At 71.0% G+C, this 23,961-nt stretch carries 23 protein-coding genes; 7 read left to right on the forward strand and 16 right to left on the reverse strand.

Annotated elements, in window-relative coordinates:
- Positions 1-46 precede the first annotated feature (46 nt).
- Complete coding sequence (locus AB3X08_RS21415; protein ID WP_369935021.1) at positions 47-1,933, forward strand: S8 family serine peptidase; 1,887 nt, start codon at positions 47-49, stop codon at positions 1,931-1,933.
- Positions 1,934-2,125: 192 nt separating this feature from the next.
- Here the strand turns inward: AB3X08_RS21415 and AB3X08_RS21420 are convergent, their stop codons facing one another.
- On the reverse strand, positions 2,126-5,446 hold the full coding sequence (locus AB3X08_RS21420) for an ankyrin repeat domain-containing protein (RefSeq protein ID WP_369935023.1): 3,321 nt from the start codon (positions 5,444-5,446) through the stop codon (positions 2,126-2,128).
- Positions 5,439-5,699, reverse strand: coding sequence for a YcgL domain-containing protein (locus AB3X08_RS21425; RefSeq protein ID WP_184414292.1), 261 nt, complete (start codon positions 5,697-5,699; stop codon positions 5,439-5,441). The genes AB3X08_RS21420 and AB3X08_RS21425 overlap by 8 nt, the downstream gene beginning before the upstream one ends.
- A 221-nt stretch (positions 5,700-5,920) precedes the next feature.
- Between AB3X08_RS21425 and AB3X08_RS21430 the strand changes: the two genes are divergently transcribed.
- From AB3X08_RS21430 to AB3X08_RS21445, 4 genes are read left to right on the forward strand one after another with little or no spacing between them, the layout of a single operon-like run.
- A complete protein-coding gene (locus AB3X08_RS21430; RefSeq protein ID WP_369935025.1) occupies positions 5,921-7,120 on the forward strand; it encodes a beta-ketoacyl-[acyl-carrier-protein] synthase family protein in 1,200 nt (399 codons plus the stop codon).
- A gap of 8 nt (positions 7,121-7,128) precedes the next feature.
- Positions 7,129-7,905: a beta-ketoacyl synthase chain length factor gene (locus AB3X08_RS21435; protein ID WP_369935027.1), complete on the forward strand. Its 777-nt coding sequence runs from the start codon at positions 7,129-7,131 to the stop codon at positions 7,903-7,905.
- Positions 7,902-8,723, forward strand: a complete 822-nt coding sequence (locus AB3X08_RS21440) for a glycosyltransferase family 2 protein (RefSeq protein ID WP_369935029.1) — start codon at positions 7,902-7,904, stop codon at positions 8,721-8,723. Before AB3X08_RS21435 ends, AB3X08_RS21440 begins: the two co-directional genes overlap by 4 nt.
- The gene (locus AB3X08_RS21445; protein WP_369935032.1) at positions 8,720-10,345 is read left to right on the forward strand and encodes an NAD(P)/FAD-dependent oxidoreductase; all 1,626 of its coding nucleotides are present in this window, start codon (positions 8,720-8,722) and stop codon (positions 10,343-10,345) included. The genes AB3X08_RS21440 and AB3X08_RS21445 overlap by 4 nt, the downstream gene beginning before the upstream one ends.
- Positions 10,346-10,386: 41 nt before the next feature.
- Here the strand turns inward: AB3X08_RS21445 and AB3X08_RS21450 are convergent, their stop codons facing one another.
- The 13 genes from AB3X08_RS21450 to xanC all read right to left on the reverse strand — a co-directional run bounded on the left by AB3X08_RS21450 (position 10,387) and on the right by xanC (position 19,805).
- Positions 10,387-11,298, reverse strand: coding sequence for a hypothetical protein (locus AB3X08_RS21450; RefSeq protein ID WP_369935034.1), 912 nt, complete (start codon positions 11,296-11,298; stop codon positions 10,387-10,389).
- Between the two features lie 15 nt (positions 11,299-11,313).
- Positions 11,314-11,532: a hypothetical protein gene (locus AB3X08_RS21455; protein WP_184414242.1), complete on the reverse strand. Its 219-nt coding sequence runs from the start codon at positions 11,530-11,532 to the stop codon at positions 11,314-11,316.
- 53 nt (positions 11,533-11,585) lie between these two features.
- Entirely contained in the window at positions 11,586-12,323 is a 738-nt protein-coding gene (gene fabG / locus AB3X08_RS21460; RefSeq protein ID WP_369935036.1) for a 3-oxoacyl-ACP reductase FabG, read from the reverse strand.
- A gap of 140 nt (positions 12,324-12,463) precedes the next feature.
- On the reverse strand, positions 12,464-13,033 hold the full coding sequence (locus tag AB3X08_RS21465; RefSeq protein ID WP_191826013.1) for a hypothetical protein: 570 nt from the start codon (positions 13,031-13,033) through the stop codon (positions 12,464-12,466).
- A 38-nt stretch (positions 13,034-13,071) separates the two neighbouring features.
- Positions 13,072-13,515, reverse strand: coding sequence for a phosphotransferase (locus AB3X08_RS21470; RefSeq protein WP_369935038.1), 444 nt, complete (start codon positions 13,513-13,515; stop codon positions 13,072-13,074).
- 10 nt (positions 13,516-13,525) lie between these two features.
- Positions 13,526-15,880 carry an MMPL family transporter gene (locus AB3X08_RS21475; protein ID WP_369935039.1) on the reverse strand — a complete coding sequence of 785 codons (2,355 nt, stop codon included), beginning with the start codon at positions 15,878-15,880 and terminating at the stop codon, positions 13,526-13,528.
- Positions 15,877-16,098, reverse strand: coding sequence for a hypothetical protein (locus AB3X08_RS21480; RefSeq protein ID WP_369935040.1), 222 nt, complete (start codon positions 16,096-16,098; stop codon positions 15,877-15,879). The genes AB3X08_RS21475 and AB3X08_RS21480 overlap by 4 nt, the downstream gene beginning before the upstream one ends.
- An 85-nt stretch (positions 16,099-16,183) precedes the next feature.
- A complete protein-coding gene (locus AB3X08_RS21485; RefSeq protein WP_369935042.1) occupies positions 16,184-16,831 on the reverse strand; it encodes a LolA-related protein in 648 nt (215 codons plus the stop codon).
- Complete coding sequence (locus tag AB3X08_RS21490; protein WP_369935044.1) at positions 16,755-17,729, reverse strand: acyltransferase; 975 nt, start codon at positions 17,727-17,729, stop codon at positions 16,755-16,757. Before AB3X08_RS21490 ends, AB3X08_RS21485 begins: the two co-directional genes overlap by 77 nt.
- Entirely contained in the window at positions 17,726-18,013 is a 288-nt protein-coding gene (locus AB3X08_RS21495) for a hypothetical protein (protein ID WP_369935045.1), read from the reverse strand. The genes AB3X08_RS21490 and AB3X08_RS21495 overlap by 4 nt, the downstream gene beginning before the upstream one ends.
- Before the next feature lie 12 nt (positions 18,014-18,025).
- Positions 18,026-18,760 (reverse strand): lysophospholipid acyltransferase family protein, encoded by a 735-nt coding sequence (locus AB3X08_RS21500; protein ID WP_369938601.1) that lies wholly within the window; start codon positions 18,758-18,760, stop codon positions 18,026-18,028.
- A gap of 69 nt (positions 18,761-18,829) precedes the next feature.
- Positions 18,830-19,561, reverse strand: a complete 732-nt coding sequence (locus tag AB3X08_RS21505; protein WP_369935048.1) for a ketosynthase — start codon at positions 19,559-19,561, stop codon at positions 18,830-18,832.
- Positions 19,536-19,805, reverse strand: coding sequence for a xanthomonadin biosynthesis acyl carrier protein XanC (gene xanC, locus AB3X08_RS21510; RefSeq protein WP_003470209.1), 270 nt, complete (start codon positions 19,803-19,805; stop codon positions 19,536-19,538). The genes AB3X08_RS21505 and xanC overlap by 26 nt, the downstream gene beginning before the upstream one ends.
- Positions 19,806-19,934: 129 nt before the next feature.
- On the opposite strand from xanC, the gene AB3X08_RS21515 reads away from it, so the two are divergent.
- Together AB3X08_RS21515 and AB3X08_RS21520 are read left to right on the forward strand one after the other, a co-directional pair.
- A complete protein-coding gene (locus tag AB3X08_RS21515) occupies positions 19,935-21,302 on the forward strand; it encodes an NAD(P)/FAD-dependent oxidoreductase (protein ID WP_369935050.1) in 1,368 nt (455 codons plus the stop codon).
- Complete coding sequence (locus AB3X08_RS21520; RefSeq protein WP_369935052.1) at positions 21,299-22,309, forward strand: pteridine-dependent deoxygenase; 1,011 nt, start codon at positions 21,299-21,301, stop codon at positions 22,307-22,309. Before AB3X08_RS21515 ends, AB3X08_RS21520 begins: the two co-directional genes overlap by 4 nt.
- A gap of 159 nt (positions 22,310-22,468) precedes the next feature.
- On the opposite strand, the gene AB3X08_RS21525 is transcribed toward AB3X08_RS21520, so the two are convergent.
- Positions 22,469-23,956, reverse strand: coding sequence for an XVIPCD domain-containing protein (locus AB3X08_RS21525; RefSeq protein ID WP_369935053.1), 1,488 nt, complete (start codon positions 23,954-23,956; stop codon positions 22,469-22,471).
- Between the last annotated feature and the right edge of the window lie 5 nt (positions 23,957-23,961).

Genomic DNA, 23,961 nt, shown 5'->3' on the forward strand with positions numbered 1-23,961 from the left:
GCGCCGCGGTTCTTTCCTTACCCCTCTTCATTTCTAGGATCTGCAGATGACGTCCTCCAACACGCTCGCCGCCGCGCTCGCCGCTGTCCTGTTCGCCGGTGCCGCGCAGGCGGCTTCTCCCACCATCGGCCTGGGCGGCGTGCGCGGCCCGACGCCGCAGGCGGCCACCGCCAACGACCTGGGCCAGCGCTTCATCGTCAAGACCCGCGAGGGCGGCGCCCAGGCGCGCAGCCTGCTGGCCACCACCCTCAGCAGCGCGGTCGCGCGCAGCGGCATGCAGCGCGCCAAGAGCGCCAGCGCCGGCGTGCCGGCACGCAGCGCGGTCAGCGCCACCGTGCTGCGCGACATGGCCGTGCCGGGCTGGCACGTGGTGCAGACCTCGCGCCACCTCAGCGACAGCGAGCGCACCGCCTTCATCAATGAACTGAAGGCCGACCCGTCGGTGGTGTCGGTACAGGTCGACCGGCTGTACCGGCGCCTGGACGAGGCCAGCGTGCGCCTGCCGGCCGCCGTCGCGGCCGCCGCCTCCACCACTCCCAACGATCCGGCCTACGCTCAGCTGCAGTGGAACTTCCACGACCCGGTCGGCGGGGTCAACGCCGAGCAGGGCTGGACCCGCTCCACCGGCCAGGGCGTGGTGGTGGCGGTGGTCGACACCGGCGTGGTCAAGGACAACCCCGACCTGGCCGCAAACGTGCTGCCGGGCTACGACATGATCACCGACCACCGCGTCTCGCGCCGCGACAGCGATGGCCGCGTGCCCGGTGGCTACGACCTGGGCGACTGGGTCGAGGCCGACTACTGCACCGCGCTCGGCGCATCCGGCAACGCCCCGGAGCCGAGCTCGTGGCACGGCAGCCATGTCTCCGGCACCATCGCCCAGGTCACCAACAACAACCTGGCGACCGCTGGGCTGGCCTACGGCGCCAAGGTCGTACCGGTGCGCGTGCTCGGTTCCTGCGGCGGTTTCGGCAGCGACATCGCCGACGGCATGCTGTGGGCCGCGGGCCTGCCGGTGGCCGGCCTGCCGACCAATCCGAACCCGGCCGAGGTGATCAACATGAGCCTGGGCAGCGGCGGTCCGGATACCTGCCCGCAGATCTACCAGGACGCGATCGACCAGATCAACGCCAAGGGCACGATCATCGTGGTCGCCGCTGGCAACTCCAACGCCAACGCCGCCACCTACACCATGTCCTCCTGCAACGGCGTGATCAGCGTCGGCGCCTCGCGCGTCAACGGCGGCCGCGCCAGCTACTCCAACTACGGCACCCGCGTGGACATCGCCGCGCCGGGCGGCGGCGGCGATGTCGACGGCAATCCGAACGGCTACATCTTCCAGGTGCTCAACGGCGGCACGCAGAGCCCGACCGGCGACTGGCAGATCGGCGGCATGGCCGGCACCTCGATGGCGTCCCCGCACGTGGCCGCGGCGGTGGCGATGGTGCAGAGCATCGCCCCGACCCCGCTCACCTGGACCGCCATGCGCGACCTGCTGCGCGCCAGCGCGCGGCCGTTCCCGGTGGCGATCGCCACCACCACGCCGATCGGCGCCGGCATCCTGGATGTCGACATGCTGCTGCAGATGGCGACCACGCCGCCGTGCCAGCCGTCTGACAGCAGCTGCGTGCCACCGACCAAGACCTTGACCAACAAGGTCGAGATGCGTGGCATCGGCAGCCAGGGCGGCGACGCGCTGTACAGCTTCCAGGCCACCGCCGGCACAGCGGTCAGCTTCATGACCTTCGGCGGCACCGGCAACGTGGCGATGTACGTGTCGGCGGGCACGGTGCCGACCAGCAGCAGCTACGCCGCCCGCTCCACCCGCGCCGGCACCACGCAGACGGTCCGCATCACCCCGTCCAGCGCGGGCACTTACTACGTGCGTCTGAGCGGCAGCTACAGCGGCCTGACCGTGGTGGCGCGGCAGTGATCGGCACGCGGCGGCGCCGTTCGCCGCCGCACCGACGGGCGCGGGAGGATCCCTTCCCGCGCAGGTGTTGAAGGCTCGATTGGCCCGCCATCCGGCGGGCTTTTTTTTGCGGTGCCGCGGCGGAAGCGACGCCGCGCGGGCACCGCGCCAACGGCTCACGCCTGCGGCCCGACGCGTGAAGCGCCGCCTCGCCTAGCGGCCTTCGCGCAGGAACCGCGCCATCGACGACACGCCCGGCAGCGCCGGCTGGAACTGGCCGGCGACGTCGACGAAGCCGCGCATCACCGCGATCTCGCGCGGCGGGCGGTTCAGGGTATCGCGCAGGTCCGGGTCGGCACCGGCGCGCAGCAGGCGCTGCACCAGCAGCGGCAGGCCGTGCAGCGCGGCCAGGTGCAGCGGGCCGAAACCGCGCGGGTCCTGCACGTCCAGGCTCACGTCCTCGTCGAGCAGGCGCTCCACCCCGGCCAGCACCACCGGCTCCTCGCAGGCGGTGCCCGGTTCGGCGCGCGCGCCGAGCAGCAATAGCAACGGCGTGACCCCGCCGGCGGCGCTGCGGTCGGCTTCGGCGCCGGCCAGCAACAAGGTGTCCAGCAACGCCAGCAGGCGCGACTTGTCGCGCGCGGTGAAGCCGTACAGCGCGGCGCAGTGCAGCGGCGCCAGTTGCTGCGCGTCGCCGGCATGCACGTCGGCGCCGGCCGCCAGCAGGCGCGCGGCGATGTCCGGCAGGCCCAGCGCGCAGGCCAGCATCAGCACGGTGACGCCACCGGGCAGGCGGTGTTCGATCTGCGCGCCGGCGGCCAGCAGCGCAGCGACGATCTCGGTCTGGCGCATGCTCACCGCCGCCGACAACGGCGTGGCGCCGCTGCCCGCGGCGTGCTGCAGGTTGGCGCCGCGCGCCAGCAGCAGGTCCACTGCCGCGGCATGGCCGCCGCCGGCGGCGCGCAGCAGCGCGGTGCAGCCCTGCGCGTCGATCGCGTCCACCGGCAGGCCGAGGTCGATCAGGCGGCGGATCGCGTCGGCGTCGCCGACCATCGCCGCGGCCGGCAGGTCGGCCTCGCGCAGCGGGCGCCGCGGCAACGGCCAGATCCGCCAGTCCAGCCAGTCGGCCAGGTCGCGGCGGCCGCTGGCCAGGGCCACGCCCAGAGGGGTCTGGCCGTCGGCGGCGCGCGCCTCCGGCGAGGCGCCCTGCTGGATGAGCAGCTTCAGCGAAGCCTCGCGGCCGAGCGCGGCGGCCAGGTGCAGCGCGGTCATGCCGTGGCTGTCGCGCGCCTCGCGGTCGGCGCCGCGTTCGAGCAGTTGCAGTTGCAGGCGCAGCCAGCCCAGGCGCACCGCCAGCGCCAGCGGCGGATCGCCGGCCGGCGACGGCGCGAACGGGTCGGCGCCGCGTTCGAGCAATTCCAGCGCGAACTGCTCCAGCGCGCGCGAGGCGTGGTCGTGCTGGGCGCAGGCGGCGAGCAGCCGGGTCAGGCCGCCGCGGCCGGCCGGCGACACGCCCTGGCGCAGCATCGCCTGCAGGCTGGGCACCGCTTCCACGCCGCGCGAGAGCAGCGCGAACATCGGCGTGTCGCCGCAGGCATCGAGCACGTCCGGCGCGGCGCCATGCGCCAGCAGCCACTCCACCGCCTGCGGATTCAGCGCCAGGTGCGGGTCGTGCAACAGCGCGCCCAGTTCGTCGGCCGCGCACAGCCGCGCCAGCGCCGCCAGGCCGTCGCGCTGGCCCAGTTGCAGGCCTTCGCGCAGCAGTTCCAGCGGCGGCCGGTCCGGCAGGCTGGCGCTGCCGACCTCGCCCTGGCCGTCGCTGACCGCGGCCGGCAACGGATAGTCGGGATCCAGCGCGGACACGATCGCCCAGCGCCCGGCCTCGGCGGCCAGATCGACCGCGCGGCGACCGCTCTGATCCGGCTGCGCGGCCGCGATGCCCAGCTCCAGCAGGCGCCGGATCAGGCCCGGCGAGACCTGGTCGGCGGTGCAGGCCAGCAGCACCGCGTTGCGCCCGTCGCCATCGACCGCGCCAAGGTCGGGCTTGTGCGGCAGCAGGTGTTCGAGCACCGCGACGCGGCCATGCCGCGCGGCTTCCAGCCACGGCGTGCGGCCCAGGGCGTCGCGCGCCTCCAGGTTGGCGCCGGCGCCGAGCAGCGCATCGACGATTTCCACATGCCCGGCCTGCGCCGCCTCGTGCAAGGCGCTGCGGCGCTGGCGATCGCGCGCATCGACCCGCGCCTTGTGCTTGAGCAGCATCTGCACGCCGGCCGGATCGTCTTCCTCGGTACCGGCGGCGGCCAGCAGCACCGGGCTGCCCTCGGCCGGTTCCGGCTTGGCGCCGCGCTCGAGCAGGAACTTGCCCATGCGCCAGTTGCCGACGTGGCAGGCCACCGCCAGCGGGGTCAGGCCGTCGCGGTTCAACGCGTCCAGCTCGGCCGCGGCATCGCGCAGCAAGGCCGCCACGCCCGGATCGGAACTGCGCGCGGCGTGGTGCAGCGGGGTGTTGCCGTCGCTGTCGCTGGCGCGCGGATCGGCGCCGTTGGCGAGCAGGGTCATCACCGCTTCGGGACGGCCGTGCCAGCTGTCGCGGGTGGCGGCCAGCAGCGGGGTCATGCCCAGGTGCGGCTGGTTGACGTCCACCCCGCGCACGATCAGCTCGCGCAGCAGGCGCAGGTCCGGCAACACCGCGGCCAGCACCGGCAGGCTGCGCTGGTCGCGCCAGTCCGGCGCCGGCAGCGCATGCGGGTCGGCGCCGGACTGCAGCAGTTGCAGCGCGCGGTCCACGCGGCCGCCGCGCGCGGCGTCGTACAGCGCCGCATGCAGCTCGTCCGCCGGCGGCGCCGCTTCGTCCTCGCGCGGCGCGGCATTGGCGCTCAGTTCGGCGAACAAATCCGCCGAGGTGGCCCGCACCGGCTGCGGCAGCGCCTGCGGCGCCGCCACGCGCTGCAGCAACGCGTGCAGCAGCGGCGACAGCAGCGCATAGGCCAGCGCCAGCGGCCAGCGCGCGGCGGCGGCCAGCAGCTCGGGCCAGGCCAGCAGCACGCCGACGCCGGCCAGCAGCAACACCAGTGCCGCCACCGCCAGGCCGCGCCAGGCCTGCACGTCCTGCTGCGCCAGCGCATGCCAGCGCGCGCCCAGCGCGCCGCCCTCGCATTCGCTACCGTGCCACAGCGGCCAGGTGCGCCACAGCCCGAGCAGCGCGGCGCTGGCGGCCACGCTCAGCGCCAGCGCCGCGGCCAGGCTGCCGCTGTCGCGCAGCGCCGCCAGCGGCCAGGCCACCAGCAGCGCGACCAGGCCCAGTCCGCCGGCCCACAGCGCCAGCAGCGGCAGCAGATCGCGGCCCAGCGCCTGCACGCTGGCCGGCCGCGGCCGGCTGCCGCGGGACCAGGACAGCGCCAGTGCGAACGCCGGCTGCGCCAGCCACGCGCCCAGCGCCGCGGCCAGCGGGCCGAACCCGGCGACCAGCGCCAGCGACGCGCCCAGCGCGGCGGCGATCCAGGGAGCGCGCGCGCGGAAGGGGGATTCAGTCATCGTGTCGATCGGTCCGGCCGTCGGGCAGCGGCGGCAATTGCAGATGGAAACCGCAGCCGGCCAGGTTCGCGCGGACCGCCGCGGGGTCGGCCCGGGCCAGGGTGCGTTCGGCGGTCAACGCCACGTCCAGCACGAACACCAGCGGCTGCAACGACGCCAGCAGCGGCTGCGGCAGACAGCCGAAGTCGTCGCGCGCGGCGAGGTAGAGATAGGTGTCCGGCTTGCGTTGGCTTTTGTAGACGTAGGCTTGCATGCCCGTGGCGTGCGCCTGGCGTGGAAAGGCAAGCGATTGTGGAGGAAATGCGCCAGCGGCGAAAGCGCACGCGCCGCGCTGCATTTATAAATGCACGCGCCGTGCCCGTTCACATTCGCCGTGGGCGCACGCGCTTCACGGCGTTGCGGAACGCGCCGATATACTCCTGCGACTCGTCCTTTACGGAATATCGCGTGACCGAAGCGTCCCCGTCGCCCCGCATGGCACCCGTCGCAATTCGTGCGTACACCGCGACCACCGCGCTCGGCAGCGGATTGCAGGCTCAGGCCACGGCCTTGCGCGACAGCCGCAGCGGCCTGCGCCGCAACGATTTCGGCGCGCAGCCACTGCCCTGCTGGATCGGCCGCGTGGATGCGCTGGAAACGCTGTCGCTGCCGCCGGCGCTGGCCGCATGGGACTGCCGCAACAACCGCCTGGCCTGGTTGGCGCTGCAGCAGGACGGCCTGCGCGAGGAGGTCGCCGCCGCCGCGCAGCGCCATGGCGCCGAGCGCGTGGCGGTGGTGATGGGCACGTCCACTTCCAGCATCGGCGCTAGCGAAGAGGCCTATACCCGGCTCGAACAGGACGCCGAGGGCGCGCGATTCCCCGCCGACCTGGAGCGGCCGATCGTGCACACGCCGCATTCGCTGGGCGATTTCGTGCGCGCCGCCAGCGGCCTGCGCGGACCGTGCATCACCGTCGCCACCGCCTGTTCGTCCAGCGCCAAGGTGTTCGCGCAGGCGGCGCGGCTGATCGCCGCCGGGGTGGTGGATGCGGCGCTGGTCGGCGGCGTGGACACGCTGTGCGGCAGCGTGCTGTTCGGCTTCAACGCGCTGCAGCTGGTGTCGCCGGAGCTGTGCCGGCCGTTCGACGTGCGCCGGATCGGGCTGTCGCTGGGCGAAGCCGGCGGCTACGCACTGCTGGAGCGTACCGATGCCGCCGACGCGCCGCCGGCGCTGGCGCTGCTGTGCGGCTATGGCGAATCCAGCGACGCGCACCATATGTCCGCGCCGCACCCGCAGGGCCTGGGCGCGCGCCTGGCGATGGGCAGCGCGCTGCAGCGCGCCGGCGTGGACGCTGCCGAGATCGGCTACCTGAACCTGCATGGCACCGCCACGCCGGCCAACGACAGCATCGAGGCCGCCGCCGTCGCCGTGCTGTTCCCGGCCACGCTGCATGCCAGTTCGACCAAGGCCTGGACCGGGCATACGCTGGGCGCGGCCGGTATCGTCGAGTCGGTCTTCGCGCTGCTGGCGCTGCGCGACGGCCTGCTCCCCGGCACCCTCAACAGCGAGCAGCCCGATCCCGAATGCGGCCCGCAGATCCGCTTCGCCAATGCCCACGCACAGGTCCGTTACGCGATGAACAATTCCTTCGGCTTCGGCGGCAACAACTGCTCGCTGCTGTTCGGCCGCGCATGAGCACGCCGATGTTGACCGCGACGATCGAAGGCATCGGTTTCTGGACCGCGGGCCTGCCCAGCTGGGCGGCCGCACGCGCGTTCGCCGCCGGCAGCGGCGGCCTCATCGAGACGCCGGCGCGGCCGGCGTCGCAACTGCTGGCGCCCAACGAACGGCGCCGCGCGCCGGACACGGTGGCGGTGTCGCTGGAAGTGGCGCTGGCCGCGTGCCAGGACGCCGGCCGCGATCCGGCCACGCTGCCGTCGGTGTTCACCTCTACCCACGGCGATCTGGCGATCACCGACTACATGTGCACCACCCTGGCGAGTGATCCGCTGGCGATCTCGCCGACCAAGTTCCACAACTCGGTGCACAACGCCGCCGCCGGCTACTGGACCATCGGCGCCGGCGCCACCGCCGCAGCGACCGCGATCAGCGCGCACCACGCCAGCTTCGCGCAGGGGCTGCTGGAAGCGCTGTCGCAGCTGGCGGCCGGCGAGGCGGCGGTGCTGCTGGCCGGCTACGACAGCCGCTCGACCGGTCCGCTCGGCCGCGTCTCGCACAGCGACGGCCTGCTCGGCGGCGCGCTGGTGCTCGGCGCCGCGGCGCTGCCCGGCAAGCCGCGCCTGCACGTGCGCCTGGCCGATGGCGACGCCGTCGCCGGCAGCGGCGCCCTCGCGCGGCATGCCGCCGGCAACGCGATGGCGCCGATGCTGGCGCTGTTCGACGCACTGGCCGCCGGCGCCGCCGGCTGCACGCTGGATGCCGGTGGCGGCCGCTGCCTGCAGGTGGAGTTGCAGGCGTGAGCCGGATCGCGCTGAGCGCCGCCGATGCCGCGATCCTGATTCCGGCGCTGAACGAATCTCTGCGCATCCGCGAAGTGGTCAGCGACGCGCTGGCGCACTGCCCGCGGGTGATCGTGGTCGACGATGGCTCCGACGACGGCACCAGCGACTGCATCGCCGACCTGCCGGTGACCCTGATCCGCCATCCGCAGCGGCGCGGCAAGGGCGCCGCGCTGCGCAGCGGCTTTGCCGAGGCGCAGCGCCAGGGCGCGCGCGCGGTGATGACCATGGACGGCGACGGCCAGCACAGCGCCGCCGATTTCCCGCGCCTGCTGGCCGCGGCCAATCGCCACCCCGGCTGCGTGATCGTCGGTGCGCGCCTGCGCAAGCGCGCCAGCCAGCCGACCATCCGCCGCATCGGCAACGACTTCGGCGACTGGGGCATCGCCTGGGGCTGCGGCTTCCGCCTGGTCGACAGCCAGAGCGGGCAGCGCCTGTATCCGCAGGCGGTGTACACCCTGCCGAACGTGCCCGGCGAGGGCTTCGTGTTCGAGGCGCAACTGCTGATCTCCGCCGCGCGCCAGGCCGGCGCGCGCGTGGTCGCGGTGCCGATCGAAACCCGCTACGCCAACCAGACCCCGGGCAGCTTCCGCAAGAGCCATTTCCGCCTGGTGCGCGACCTGTGGAAGATCACCTCGCACGTGATCGCGCAGGTGTGGCAGTACGGCCACGTGGTTCGCGAATACCGCCGCGCCCGCGCCAACCCGGTGCTGATCGACGACGCGGCCGGCGAGTTCGCGGCCAAGCCCACCCCTTTCGACAAGGACGAAACGACATGAACGAACGGCATGCGGATGTGGTCATCGTCGGTGGCGGCCTGGCCGGGCTGACCCTGGCGCTGCAGTTGCGCCAGCGCGATCCGCAGCTGCGCATCGGCGTGCTGGAACGGCGCGCGCACCCGGTGCGCGAGGCCGCGTTCAAGGTCGGCGAATCCTCGGTGGAGATTGGCGCGCACTATTTCTCCAGCGTGCTCGGCCTGCGCGAACACCTGGAAACCGAGCAGATCCGCAAGTTCGGCTTCCGCTTCTTCTTCTCCGACCGGCGCGAGGACATCGACCGCTGCACCGAACTGGGCGTGAGCCGGCTGCTGCCGACGCCGTCGTGGCAGATCGACCGCGGCCGCTTCGAGAATTTCCTCGGCGAACGCACACGCGCGCTGGATATCGACTTCATCGACGGCTGCACGGTGCGCGGCATCGACCTGGCCGACGACGACGCCGACCACCAGGTGCGCTACGAGCGCGACGGCGAAGCGGCGACGCTGCGCGCGCGCTGGGTGGTGGACGCCAGCGGCCGCGCCGGCCTGCTCAAGCGCAAGCTGGGCCTGGCCCAGGACAACGCGCACAACGCCAACGCGGTGTGGTGGCGGGTGGACGGGCTGGTGGATCCCAATGCCTGGTCGCAGGACAGCGACTGGCTGCAGCGCTGCACCCCGCCGGACCGCTGGCGTTCGACCAACCACATGTGCGGCCCGGGCTACTGGTTCTGGCTGATTCCGCTGTCCTCCGGCGCGCATTCGCTGGGCATCGTCTGCGATGCGGCGATGCATCCGCTGGAGACGATGAACACGCACGAAAAAGCGATGGCCTGGCTGCACACGCACCAGCCGCAGGTCGCGCGCACGCTCGAACACAGCCAGCACACGCTGCAGGACTTCCTGTTCCTGCGCAAGTTCTCCTATGGCTGCAAGCAGGTGTTCTCGGCGCAGCGCTGGGCGCTGACCGGCGAAGCCGGCGTGTTCCTGGATCCGTTCTATTCGCCGGGCAGCGACTTCATCGCCATCTCCAACACCTACATCTGCGAACTGATCGGACTCGATCGCGCCGGCCGCAACATCGCGCCCTACGCCGAGTTGTACCAGCAGCTGTACTTCTCGTTCTACGAGAACACCCTGACCCTGTACCAGGACCAGTACCCGCTGTTCGGCGACGCGCAGGTGATGCCGGTCAAGGTGATCTGGGACTACACCTACTACTGGGCGCTGCTGGCGCCGCTGTACTTCTCCGAGCGCATCGCCGATCTGCCGATGCTGGGCCGGCTGCGGCCGGACTTCGGCCGCGCGCGCGCGCTCAACCTGGGCATGCAGGCGCTGCTGCGCGACTGGGGCCGGCACAACGAGGCGCAAGGCCGGCCGGAAGCCGATGGCCGACTGCTCGACCAATACCTGATCGGCTGGTTCCACCAGCTCAACGCGGCACTGCGCGAGGTGCTGGACGACGCCGCCTTCCTGGCGCGCCTGCGCGGCAACGTCGCGCGGATGAGCTGGCTGGCGCGCGAAGTGCTGAGCCAGGCGCGCGCGCAGCATCCGCAGATCGACGACCACGGCCTGGACGCGCTGCTGGCCGACATGCTGGAAGGCGAGAGCTCGCTGGCCGATACCTGGTACGCGCGCGCCGCGTGAGCGCCGGCGGCGCATGCTGCGCTGCGCCGCGTCACCTGGGTTCACTGCAACGGTTTCGCTCCATCCTCCGCTTGCCCGTCGTCCGGCTCCGGCGGCGTTGCCTCGCTGCCGAACCGGTCGAACACGTCCGGATCGAACAGGCTGGCATTGGCGATGTCGCCGGTGGAGATCACCTTCGCCGCCGGCAGCTCGGAACCGGAGAAGATGTCCTCGGAGTAGTTCTCGGTCACCACTACCCGCAATGTCTGCGCATCGCGGTAACCGCTCCACACCGGGATCAGGCGCAGGTACGGCGAGGCGTCGGCGCGCAGCGGCGGAATCCATTCCAGCCAGCCGGCATAGACCTTGCGATCCTTCAGCGACAGCAGCACCGGCACCGGCGCGAGCAGGCCGTCGCTGGTCTCCAGCGCGTCCAGGCGGTCGGCTGGATGCGCATCCACCGTGGTCTGTTCCGCGGCCGCGCGCGGCGCCAGCAGGCGCGACAGCCAGCGGCCCAGGCGCAACGGCGGATGCCACAGCGTGCGCAGCGCCAGTTCGGCGACGAAGCCGCGGGTGCGGACCTGCTCCACGCGCAGCACACTGAGGAAGAACAACCGCTCCAGGCTGTTGTAGGTACCGGTGCCGTACAGCCACAGCGCCGCCTCGTCGCGCGGCCAGAACCAGTTGATCCACACGCGCAGCGCCAGGCACAGCAGGAAGGCGAGCAAGGCGGTGCCGATGCCCGGATACGGCGCGACCAGATGCAGCACCTGCCAGGCCTCGCGGCCCCACGCGGTGGCCATCAGCAGCACCGCCAGCACCCGCGCCGCCGCCAGCGCGACGATGCCGACCAGCGCCGACGCCATCAGCAGCTGCTCCTTGCCCTGGCGCGAGGCCCAGTAGGAGGTGATGAAGGTGAAGTTGACGAACAGGTAACCGCCGATCAGCGGCAACAGCAATTGGTTGAAAGGCATTCCTTGCCCCTGCGGCTATTTGGCGCGCTTCGCCTCGACGCGGCCGCGGACCGTGCGCGCCACCTTGCTCACCGCCTGGCGCCCGGACTCGCTGTTGAAGAACGCCTGCAGGTCCACGCGCACGCCGGAACCGGTGAACACGGCATAGGTCCGGTCCTTGAGTTCGGAGACGGTCGCAACCGTCCCGCCCGGGATCCGGCTGGGGCGCTTCTTGGTGGCAGGCACGGCGGACATGACCCGACTATAGGCCCGGCCCGCCGCGATTCCAAGTGCCGCGGCGCGGGGCCTCAGCCCATGCCGCCGTTGATGCCGATCACCTGGCCGTTGATGTAGCCGGCCGCGTCCGAGCACAGGAATCCGACCAGCGCGGCGACCTCGTCGGCCCTGCCGGGACGGCCGGCCGGCACCAGCTGCTTGATCGCCTCCGGCGCGAACGCCTCGCCGGCCATCGCGCCTTCGATCACTCCGGGCGCGACCACGTTGACGCTGATCCCGCGGCTGGCCATCTCCCGCGCCAACGACTTGCTGGCGCCGTGCAGCGCGGCCTTGGCCGCGGCGTAGTTGGTCTGCCCGCGATTACCGAGCACCGCCGCCACCGACGACACGCTGACGATGCGGCCCCAGCGCGTGCGCGCCATCGGCAGCAGCAGCGGCTGGGTCACGTTGAAGAAACCGTGCAGCGACACGTCGATGACCCGGTGCCATTGCGCCGCGTTCATCCCGGCCATCGGCGCGTCGTCGTGGATGCCGGCGTTGTTGACCACCACTTGGATCGGCCCGGCCTCCAGCAGCGCCGCCAGCGCGGCGGCGCTGGCGTCGGCATCGGCCACGTCGAACGCCACCGCCTCGGCGCTGCCGCCGGCGGTGGCGATGTCCTGCACCACCGCCGCGGCGCGCGCCAGGTTGCCGTTGGCATGCACGATCACATGCAGCCCGTCCGCGGCCAGGCGCCGGCAGATCGCACCGCCAAGGTCGCCACTGCCGCCGGTGACCAGGGCGCGGCGTTTCGTCGAAGGATCGGTCATGCGCACATTCTCCGTGTTGCGTTGGCTGCGTGACCCTTCATCGTAGAACACGGCGATGTGCAGGGTCAGTGGCCGGCACCCGCCGGGCGCGCCTCCACGTTGCGGCGGTGCATCTTGCGCCGCCAAGATCGGGCGATCGATTATTTGCTGCCGAGCAGCGTCTGCATGTTGTGCGCAGCCTTTCTTACCCGTTCGAGCGCAACCTCGCTATCCACACGCAGGTCTTCCGGCAGGGCAAAGTGCTCCATGCATGCGTTCTCGGCGATGGCGCCGCGCAAGTGCGCAATGACGCGGATCATCAGATGGTCCATCCGCCAGCAGATGGACGGTTCGATGCCGGCAAGCCGCTCCGCCGTCGCAGGATGGCTGGTCCCTCCGATCCAGAGGTCCGTCTCGAAGGCGAACTGGATCGCATCGTAACGGGAGTCGGCTTTTGCATAGCCGGGATCGCTGAAGAGGATCTTCCAGCGCGGAATCGCCGAAAACCGCAGGCTGCAGAAGATCGGCCGGAACAGGCGGCGCGACCTGTCCACCTGGGCGATGGATGCCGGGATCTGCGTATGGAAATCGGCGAACACCTCGACCAGATGACCGAGCGCAGGCGGTATGAGCTCGATGTAGCGTGCGATCACGAAGCCGGGCGCATCGGCGGCATCGACGGCGGGGATATAGAAAAGATCGCCCGGTTTCGGTGCTCTCAGCGCCTTCATCGGCGGGTTCCCGCATGCATGATCGGTACCGGGCGCCGCTACACCGCGCCCAGCATCACCGTGGCACGGCCTTCGGCCAGCACCTGGTCGCCATGCGCGATGCGGAAGCCGTATTGCTGGCTGTCCTCGGCCTGCAGCAGCACCTCGGCCTCGCATTCGATCGCGTCCGGCAGGTCGTCCAGGTAGGCAACATGCAGTTGCACCCCGCGCAGCGCCACCAGCATGCCCGGGCGCACCGGCTTGCCGCTGGCACGGCCGAGCAGGCCGCCGTGCACCGCCATCGCCTGCGCGCCGTATTCGCACAGGTGCAGCGCGCGCAGGCGGCCGCCGCTGCGCAGCGGGTGTTCGGTGGCGCGGTGCGCGTGGCTGCGCAGCACGATGCGCTGCGCGTTCCAGGCCACCACGTCTTCCCACAGGCACATCAGGCCCTGATGCGGCACCAGCGCCGCGATCGCGGCGCGTCCGCGTGGAAGCTCGGTCATTCGCCGTCTCCTAATGCGCCGCGGACGCGGACGCGTCGCTGGCAGTCTCGCGCGAAATCAGCAAGGCCAGCACGAAGTTGAACAGCACGCCCAGCGCCACGGTGCTGCCGATCGCGCGCAACACCGGGATGCTGGACGCGGCCAGCAGCGCGAACACCAGCAGCGTCATCAGGCTGCACACGATCAGCGCGTGCAGGGTACGCAGCTGGTCGGCGCGGTCGTCGCCGGCGTGGTCGAAGAACAGCGCGTAGTCCAGGCCCAGGCCGGCGGCCAGGATCAGCGCGATCAGGTGGAACAGGTTCAGTTCGACCCCGCAACCGCGCAGGATCGCCAGGATCAGCAGCGTGGTCAGCGCCATCGGCAGCAGCACGCGCACGATCCGGCGCGGTGTGCGCAGCGCGATCGCCACGGTCAGGGCAAGCAGCAGCGCGGCGATGCCGAGCGCGGCGAGCACGCGCCCGCGGTAGGCGGCGACCAGCGATTCGGAGGCGTCCTTCAGGTCCATCAGCTGCGCGCCGCTGCCTTGCACGGCATCGGCCAGCTGCGCCGGATCGCGCAGGCCGGTCAGCGATACCAGCGCGGTGGCGTGGTCGGCGCGATCCAGCAGCAGGCCATCGACCGTGGTCGCCAGCGGCGTGCCGTGCAGGTCGCGCGCGGTCAGCGGCGGCGCGCGGCGGGCCTGCTCCAGGTCGGCCAGGAACGGGGCGAAGGCATCGGCGCGGAACGGCGTGGCGTCCACCGCGGCGGCAGTCAGCGCCCGCGCCTGCGCCGCATCCGGCAAGGCCGCCTGGCGCCGCTGCTGGGTCGCCGCGCTGGGCAGGTAACGCGCGGCCATGTCGTAACCGGCCAGTTCACCGCGCGCGACCAGCGCATCCAGACGCGGCCGCAGCCGTTCCGACGCGGCCAGCGCGGCGTCGGCAGACGCGGCCGGCAGGGCCAGCACGTAGCGCACGTCCGGCGCGCCCAGTTCCTTGCGCAGATGCGCGTCGCGGGCCAGGCCGTCGGCCGGCACCGGGGTCAGCTTGGACAGGTCGTTCTGCCAGAACGGGCCCGGCGCGAACGCGATCACCGCCGCGGCGAGCAGCGCCAGCGGCAGCAGCGACCAGCGCGGCCGCGGCAACCGCGCGATGCCGCGCCACAGCCGCGCCAGCGCCGGCGAATCGGCATGGTCACGCGGCGAGGGATCGATCAGCGCCGGCAGCAGCAGGCGCGTGGTCAGCGCCGCCACCAGCAGCCCGGCGATGGTGAACACCGCCAGCTGGCGCAGGCCGTCCACGCCGGAGAACAGGAAGGTGACGTAGGCGATGCAGGTGGACACCACGCCGGTGGCCAGGGTCGGCCACAGGTGGCGCGCGTTCTCGCGCGGGTCCAGGCCTGGCCGCTGATGGCTGAACAGATGGATCGGATAATCCTGGACTACGCCGATCAAGGTGAAGCCGAACGCCACGGTGATGCCGTGCACGCCGTCGAACAGCAGCGCCACCGCGCCCAGCCCGGCCAGGCCGGCGCTGGCCAGCGGCAGCACGCCGAGCACCGGGATCTTCCAGCTGCGGTAGGCGACCAGCAGCAGCACGATCAGGCCCAGCGTATCCAGCATGCCGATCCACTGCGCCTCGTTCTGGGTGCGCCCGCCGATCTCCACCGAGAACGCGCCCGGCCCGGTGAGGGTCAGCTTGCTGCCGGTGCCGGCGCTGGCCTTGGCGAAGGCGGCATGGATCGCGTCCACCGCCTGCTGTTGCCCGGTCGGATCGAACCCGGCGGCGCGGGTCTGCGCGACCAGCAGCGCGTCCTTGCCGGCGCGGTCGAACCAGACCCCGTCGCGCTGCTGCGGACCGCCGGCCGGCTGCAGGCTCTCGGCCAGGTGCAGCACTTCCATGGTCGGATCGCGCGGCAACAGCGGCTCGACCATCGCCGCGGCCGGCGAGCCCAGGTCCTGCAGCCGCGCCTGCAGCGCGTCGGCCAGCGTGGCCGCATCCAGCGGGTGGGCGTCGAAGCTGTCGCTGAGCAGGTAGCGGTAGGCCAGCAGCCGCTCCGGGATCGCATCCAGGCCGGCATCGGCGCCATTGGCGACCAGCTCGAAGGTGTCGCGTTGCGCGGCCAGCTGCGCGCGCAGCGCCTGCGATTGCCGCGCCAGGGTCGGCGCATCGGCACCGGACAGCGACATCAGCAGCAGCCGCGAACCCGGGCCTTCGCCGAGTTCGTCGAGCAGCAGTTTTTGCGCGGGGGTGCGGGCTTCCGGCATGAACTTGCGCAGATCGCCCGACACCTGCAGCACGTTGCCCAGCCAGATGCCGGCCACGGTCAACAGCACCAGCCACAGCAGCGCCAGCGAGATGCGCGCCTTCGAACTCAATTCACGTTTCATCGCTGCGACCACACAAGAGCCCACGCGTCTGGATCCGGGGCCGCGCGCGCGGCATCGGGCGATGCGAACCGACGCCTGCTACCGCGGGCGGGCATGAACTTGCGCAGATCGCCCGACACCTGCAGCACATTGCCCAGCCAGATGCCGGCCACGGTCAACAGCACCAGCCACAGCAGCGCCAGCGAGATGCGCGCCTTCGAACTCAATTCACGTTTCATCGCTGCGACCCGGCACAGGCATACAGGGCCGCGTGCGCAGCGGCGGACGGCGCGGGCCGCCACGCGTGATCGCAGACGCGCGGCATCAGCGCGCGTCGCCGTGGCACAGCGCGGTCAGCGCCTCGGTTTCGGTCAGGCTGGCCGCGTCGCGCGCGGCGCCGGCCAGCAGGGTGCGCTGCACGTCGCCCTTGGCCGGGGCGGTCTCGATGCAGCGCAGCTCGGCGCCGCGGCCGTACAGGCGCAGGCTGCGCACCTGCGCGGCCAGCGCCGGGTCCTTGGGCTGCAGCTGCAGCTGCCAGCGTTCGCGGCTGCCGCTGCTGCTCAGCGTGTAGTGCTGCTGCAACTGCGCGCGATCGCCGGACAGCAGCGCGCCGAAGCCGTTCTGCAGGCCCGCCAGTTCCGGCACCCGCGCCAGCGAGAAACGCCGCGGCGCCTTGCCGGCCCGCTCCAGCGTGGCTTCGCCGCCGCGCAGGGTGGTGGTCTCGCGGTACGGCGCGGTGACCTCGCGCACCAATGTGTCGGTGTCCGGGCGCCGGTACTGGCCCTGCACCCGCAACGGCGCCTTCAGCAACGGCGAGCCGCGCAGTTCGACGAAGTCGGTGCTGACCGGGACCGGCCGCGCCAGCTTCTGCAGGATCCAGCCGGGGTCGAGCGGCTCAGGCGACGCGGCGCACAGCGGTGCGGCGCTGCACAGCAGTATCAGCATCCACGGCAAGGTGCGGCGCATCGGCATGGCGGTTGTTCCAGAAATCGTAGAAGTTGAACCAGTTGTACGGCGCGGAGCGCGTGTAATGTTCAAGCCTGGCGGCGTAATCGCGGATGAGCGCCGCCAACGCCGGCGCGCGCTGCCGGCGCGGCAGGTCCAGGCCTTCGCTGAAGGTCTCGAACACCAGCTGGTAGCGGTTGCCGCCACGGTACAGGCCGAACGCCAGCACCACCGGCACCTTCAGCGCCGCGGCGATCAGCCACGGCGAGGTCGGGAACATCGCGCCCTGGCCGATGAACGCGGCCGGCAGCGCCGGGTCTTCCGGGCGCGGCCGATCGACCAGCAGCGCGACCAGCGCGCCTTCGTCGGTGGCGTGCTTGATCGCCATGACGATCGAGGTGCTGTCCATGCCGGCATCGATGATGTTGGCCGCCAGCTGCGGGTTCAGCGCGCCCAGCAGTTCGGTCATCGCCGGGTTGTGGGCCTTGTCCAGCACCACCTTGACCTGCACGTCGGGGCGCTCGGTGGCCAGCACCCGCAGGGCGTCGAAGCTGCCCAGGTGCGAGCCGAAGATCAGCACGCCGCGGCCGCGGTCCATCTGCGCATGCAGTTGCTCCAGGCCGTGGATGTCGACCTTGAAGCGGTGCATCTGCCCGCACAGCATGAACACCCGATCCAGGATGGTCGAGGCGAAGGTGTGGATGTGCCGGGCCACGTCCAGCAGCGTGGCCGGGCGGCCGAACACGCGCCCCAGGTAGTCGCGCGAGTCGCGCCGCTCCGGGCCCCGCACCAGCAGGAAATACAGGGTGATCGGATACAGCAGCAGGCGCCCCAGCGCGCGGCCGCCGTAGCGGGCGATGCTGCGGATCAGCCACAGCGCGAAGCGGCCGCCGCCCTCGGGGCGGTGTTTCCAGCTGGCGCTCATGCGGCCGCCTCGGCGACCAGGTCGCCGCTGACCAGCAGGTCCTCGCCGCGGCGCACGCGGAAACGCCAGCGCGGCGCGGCGCCGTCCAGTTCCACCCGCGCCGGCTGACCGGGCAGCAGCGGCTGCAGGAACTTCACCTGCGGCAGGCGCAGCGGCCCGCACGCGCCGTACGCGGCCTCGACTGCCTGCAGCACGTGGTCCAGCACCACCACGCCGGGCACGACCGGGTGGCCCGGGAAATGCCCCGGCAGGCTGGGATGATCATGCGGTACGACGAAATCCATAAGGCTTGCGACTCAGATCCTGGGTTCGAGCATGGCACGGACGGCCTGGTGCGCACGCTGGGTCAGCTGTTGCCGGTCCAACGGGCCGTCGGCGCCGTTCACGTTGATCGGCGTGCCGATCCGCACCCGGATCACCCCGGGCCGCACCCGGAACAGGCTGGTCGACGGCAGCACCTTGCCCGCTCCGTCCAACGCCACCGGCACCACCTCCACGCCAGCATCGATAGCGGCCTGCAACAGCCCGGCCTTGAATTCGGCCAGTTCGCCGCTGCGGCTGCGGGTGCCTTCCGGGAACAGGCACAGGTCCCGGCCCTGGCGCAGCAAGGCCGCGGCCTGGCGCCGGACCATCGCGCCGGCGCGGCGGCTGTCGCGGTCCAGGAACAGCATGCCGGTGGCGCGCGCGTACCAGTTCACGAACGGCACCTGCAGCATTTCGTCCTTGAGCAGGAAGCGCAACGGCACCGGCAGCGCCGCGAACAGCGCGCAGATGTCGATGATGGACTGGTGGTTGCTGACGAACAGATGGTTGCGCGACCAGTCCACCCGCTCCTGGCCTTCCACTTCGAAGCGCACACCGGCACCGAACATCAGCACCGGCGCCCACACCCGCGCGCCCATGCGCAGCGCCGGCCGCGGCCCAGCCAGCAGCAACAGGCCCAGCGCCACGACGATGCCCAGCCCGGTGAACGCCAGGGTGAACAGCAGTTGCAAGGTATTCCACACGGCCCAGGCCATGCGCGACGGCATCCCTGCCTGCGGCGTCTTCAGTTTGTCCTTGATGATCTGCACAAGCCTCTGCATCCCCCGATGCGCGCGTCAGCGCAATAGATCGCGCCAAAAAACCGGCCCCAGCCGCGCCAGCTGGTGCAGGAAGTCAGGCAGATTACGGTAGGGACGCTGCGGAAACCAGCGTCCGCGCAGGAAGTACTCGCCGACGAAGAAGCCGCCGATCACGCCATAGCCCAGCAGATTGGCGATCAGCGAGGCGTGCGCGTCGCCGATCGGCAGCGGCGACGCCTGTCCCAGCTGCGCCAGCACCCCGCTCGGCACCGCGCACAGCGCCAGCAACAGGTTCAGCAAGGTCATGGCGGCCAGCAGCAGCGTCCACGCCAGGGTGAGCCGGCGGGTGTAGCGCAGCTGCTCGGGGGTCAGCGGCAATCCGGCCTGGCGGTACAAGGCCTCGACGATGCGCGAGATCAGCGGCGTGCGCCCGCGCTGCAGGCTGCGCCCGAAGAACCAGGCCACCCAGGCGGTGAACAGCACCGGCGGCGCGGCCAGCAACAGCAGCGCGTGCGGCGAGCGCCACAGCGGCGCCAGCGCGGCCAGCGCCAGCAACGCCAGCGCCCAGGCCCACGGCCGCAACCGCGCCATCGGCTCCACCAGCACCATCAGCACCAGCGCCGCGCCGGCCAGGACGGCCAGGTCGGAACGGTGCGCGGCGTTGGCCCAATGCGCCAGCGGCGAATACGCCAGCGCCAGCAACACCCCCAGCGCCAGCGCCCACGGCGCGGCGGCGGCCGGCTCAGCTGGTCTTGTTGGCTTCGACATGCGCCGACAGTGCGCGCAGCGAGGCGAAGATGCGGCGATTCTCGTCGTTGTCCGAGCGCAGCTGGAAGCCGTAGCGCTTGCTGATCGCCAGCGCCAGTTCCAGCGCGTCGATCGAGTCCAGTCCCAGGCCGGTATTGAACAGCGGCGCCTCCGGATCGATGTCGCCGGGCTGCACGTCTTCCAGGTTCAGGCTCTCGACCAGCAGCTCGGCCAGTTCACGTTCGGCGGCGGTTTGCGAAGACATCCAGGGGCTTCCAGGCGATGAGGACAGGTGCGACAAGATGGTGCATCGGGCGCAGCGACGCAACTGTCCGACCCCGGCAGGCAAGCTATCATGACGCTCGCCTTACATGTCGACCGCAGGTTTTTCAGGATGAATTCCACCGCCACCGCCCGCGCATCCGCGCCCTCGTCCGCCACGCCGCAGGCTGCCGCGGCGGAAACGCCGGACGTGCTGGTGATCGGCGGCGGCCCGGCCGGCTGCGCCGCGGCGACCCTGTTGGCGCAGCGGGGATGGCAGGTGACGCTGCTGGAAAAAGACCACCATCCGCGCTTCCACATCGGCGAATCGCTGCTGCCGATGAACATCCCGATCCTGCAGCGGCTGGGCGTGCTCGAGCAGGTGCGCGCGATCGGCGTGCTCAAGCTCGGCGCCGATTTCCCCAACGACAGCGGCGGCTACAACACCTTCCGCTTCGACAAGGCGCTGGACGCGCAGTCCGACTACGCGTTCCAGGTGCCGCGCGCCGACTTCGACCGGGTCCTGTTCGCCCACGCCCGCGCCGCCGGCGCCGATCTGCGCGAAGGCATCAAGGTCGAGAGCGTGCAGCTGGACGGCGCGCAGCCGCTGGTGCAGGCGCGCGGCGCCGACGGCGTGCACAGCTTCCGTCCGCGCTACCTGATCGACGCCAGCGGCCGCGACACCTTCCTCGGCAACAAGCTCAAGCTCAAGCGCGCCAACGCCCGGCACCAGTCGGCGGCGTTGTTCAGCCATTTCCGCGGGGTGACGCGGCGCCCTGGCGAGGACGCCGGCAACATCAGCATCTACCGCCATCCGCACGGCTGGATGTGGCTGATTCCGCTGCCCGACGACGTGATGAGCGTCGGCGCGGTGTGCTACCCCGAATACATGAAGACCCGCCAGGGCGACAGCGAAGCGTTCCTGATGCGCACCCTGGCGCTGAACCCGGACGTGGTCGAGCGCATGGCCGGCGCGCAACGCGTGGCGCCGGTGCACGCCACCGGCAACTACGCCTACGAGTGCACGCGCATGAGCGGGCCGCGCTGGCTGATGCTCGGCGACGCCTATGCCTTCGTCGATCCGATGTTCTCCTCCGGCGTGTACCTGGCCATGCACAGCGCCGAACGCGGCGCGGCGATGGTGGACGCGGCGCTGCGCGATCCGGCCAGCGAAGCGCGCCTGCAGCGGCGCCTGGAGCGGCACCTGCGGCGCGGTCTGAGCGAGTTCAAATGGTTCATCTACCGCTTCACTTCGCCGACCATGCGCGAACTGTTCGCGCATCCGCGCAACGTGCTGCAGGTGGAACAGGCGATCGTGGCGATGCTGGCCGGCGATGTCTTCGACAACCGCGCGGTGCTGCGCCGGCTGCGCGTGTTCCGCGCGATCTACGCCATGTCCGCCGCGGCGATGCTGCCGCGCGCCTGGCAATCCTGGCGGCAGCGACGCCGCCAGGCACGCGAACAGTTCCACGGCGACACCTTGCACGGAGACAAATCATGAGCCGGCCACACCCGCAGTTCCCGCCCCACGCGCAGCGGCATCCGCAGCTGCAGGTGGACTACGTCGCCGAGACCGATCCGGGCGCGCTGCTGCGCGACGAACGGGTGTTGGCGGTGTTCGGCTTCGGCAACGACGCGCCGCATCACGACGATCCGCGCTACCTGCGCGTGCCGCTGCAGCCGCACGGTCCGCGCATGCTCGAGGTCTGGCGCACCGACGCGCCGGTCAGCAGCGGCCGCGACGGCGCCATCGCCTGGGCCCGCGACGGGCACCTGCAGTTCGGCGTGATCGAGATCGACGAGCAGGCGCTGGAGATCGAAGAGGCCTCGGCGCTGGCCTACGCCCAGATCACCGCCTTCGTCGCGCGCAGCGCCACGCCGCGCCTGCTGCGCATCTGGAACTACCTCGACGCGATCACCCTGGGCAGCGGCGACCGCGAGCGCTACCGCCAGTTCTGCGTCGGCCGCGCGCGGGGCCTGGGCGACTTCGACGCCAGCCAGCTGCCGGCCGCCACCGCGGTCGGCCGTTGCGACGACGCGCGGGTGATCCAGATCTACTGGCTGGCCGCCGCGCAGGCCGGCACGCCGCTGGAGAACCCGCGCCAGGTCAGCGCCTACCGCTACCCGCGCCAGTACGGCCCGCAATCGCCGAGCTTCGCCCGCGCGATGCTGCCACCGGCCGGCAGCGACATGCCACTGCTGCTGTCCGGCACCGCCAGCGTGGTCGGCCATGCCTCGATGCACAGCGGCCAGCTGCTGGCGCAGCTGGAGGAGACCTTCGCCAATTTCGACGCGCTGCTGGCCGCCGCCCGCACCCACAATCCCGACCTGCCGGCGCAGTTCGGCGACGGCACCCGGCTCAAGGTCTATGTGCGCGAAGCGGCCGACCTGCCGTTGGTCGCCGCCGCGCTGGACGCCCGCTTCGGCGACCGCGTGCCGCGCCTGCTGCTGCACGCGGTGATCTGCCGCAACGAACTGGCGGTGGAGATCGATGGCGTGCATGGTTGAGCGCACCCCATCGCCGCAAGCCGCAACACTCCCCACTGTAGGAGCGGCTTCAGCCGCGACAGGAGTTTGCTGATAGGCGCCGTCCCGCACCACGCCGACGGTAAGCTGGATCGCGATGCGACACCCAGCTACCGCGCTGCAGCGTGCACTGCGTCGCCGCTAGCGTGCCGGCGCGCGAAGCGATGGATCGTCCATGCCGCGGGCCAGTTCCTGCTGCTGCGCGGTGCGCTGCTGCTCCTGCGCCAGCGCCTGGTTGGCGAGCGCGAGCTTCTGGTCCGACAGCTCCACCGGCGTGGCCAGCGCCTGCTCCACTGGAACGACCGCGCGCTTCATCGCCGGATCGTCCAGCGAGCCCTGCACGGCGATGAGGTTTCCGGTCTTGCCCAGCACGACGTGGTCGACCCGATCCAGGGCATTGCCCGCGAGCGAATAATCGGACTTGCCCGGATACATGTCGCGGTTGTCCTTGCACGCTGCCAGCAGGCTACGGCTGAGGCGCTCACTATTGTCGTCGTAGGGCTTGCCCAGATCGGCATCGACTTTGCGCATGCCAGTGCGGATTTGCTCCAGCAAGGCATGATCGGGATGATGCGGATGTGCGGGATCCCCCGCGCGCTCGGGCGAGCGTTCCGGCTCTGGCAACTGGTTCACCAGCGGAGACACATGCCGGTGCGTATTGACGGTATGTTGGAACAAGCGCGCGGTAGGCGGCTGTGTGCTGCTATCGAGGTACGGCATCTGCTGGCCGTTGCCGCCCAGGTTCAGGCCGTTTTCCTCCAGCAGAGACTCGCGCAGATGCAGACGCGATAGATTCAGAGCGATCTGTGGCGTGCTGTTGCCCGGAATTTGTGGATGTCGGGCGCGCTCGACCTGGGCGATATAGCTGATCGGCTTAGCGGCGTAATAGTTCACGTAATCGGAGTTACCTCGCGCGCCAAGCCTGGTGACTACGGGCGCCTTATCGAAAAAGTTATGTCCCATTCCCTCCAGGTTGGCCGGACTCTGGTCCATTGTCATGTCGGCATTGACGCTGAGATTCCGCTTGAGCGCATAGGCGTGGTGAGGGCGCGCTCCCGATCGATCTATGAAATCCCCCATCCGGCCGGGCTGTTCGTTGTAGATGTCCTCAAGCGTCGGGTTCGAGTTGGTTGTGCGGACCTTGCTGACAACGGCATTCCAACCCGCTATCTGCGCTCCGGCCTCGTCCCGGCGATTCTGTGCCAGCAAGTTCACCAGCGGCCTGGTGTAGTCGCGCGGACTCGGTCCCTGCGCAACATTGTCCACTGCAACACCGAATGCGGCCAGCGCCCGCCCGGTTTCGGCAGCATTGAAGCCATGGCGCAATTCATGACCCAATACAAAGGTGATTTCTCCAGCATTCGAAGCGTGTCCTGGAACCGGGTTCCCTAACTGCGCCAAGGGAAGTCGCATCGCCTTGTGCTGAGGATCGTATTCGCCACCCGCGTTGCGGTTGGTCAGCGGTACGATTTGCGTCAACTGACCATGCGCCACTGCGCTATTGATCTGATCCACCAAAACAGGGGATGCGTTGATGATCGAACTCAGATTTCTCGCCTGATCGGGAGTGACGCCAGGCTGATTAGCGAAGTGACCGACAACGGCTTGTGCTTGGGGTGAGAGAGGCATGCCCT

This window comes from Xanthomonas sp. DAR 34887 (assembly GCF_041245805.1).
In the GTDB taxonomy this organism is placed as follows: Bacteria; Pseudomonadota; Gammaproteobacteria; order Xanthomonadales; family Xanthomonadaceae; genus Xanthomonas_A; species Xanthomonas_A tesorieronis.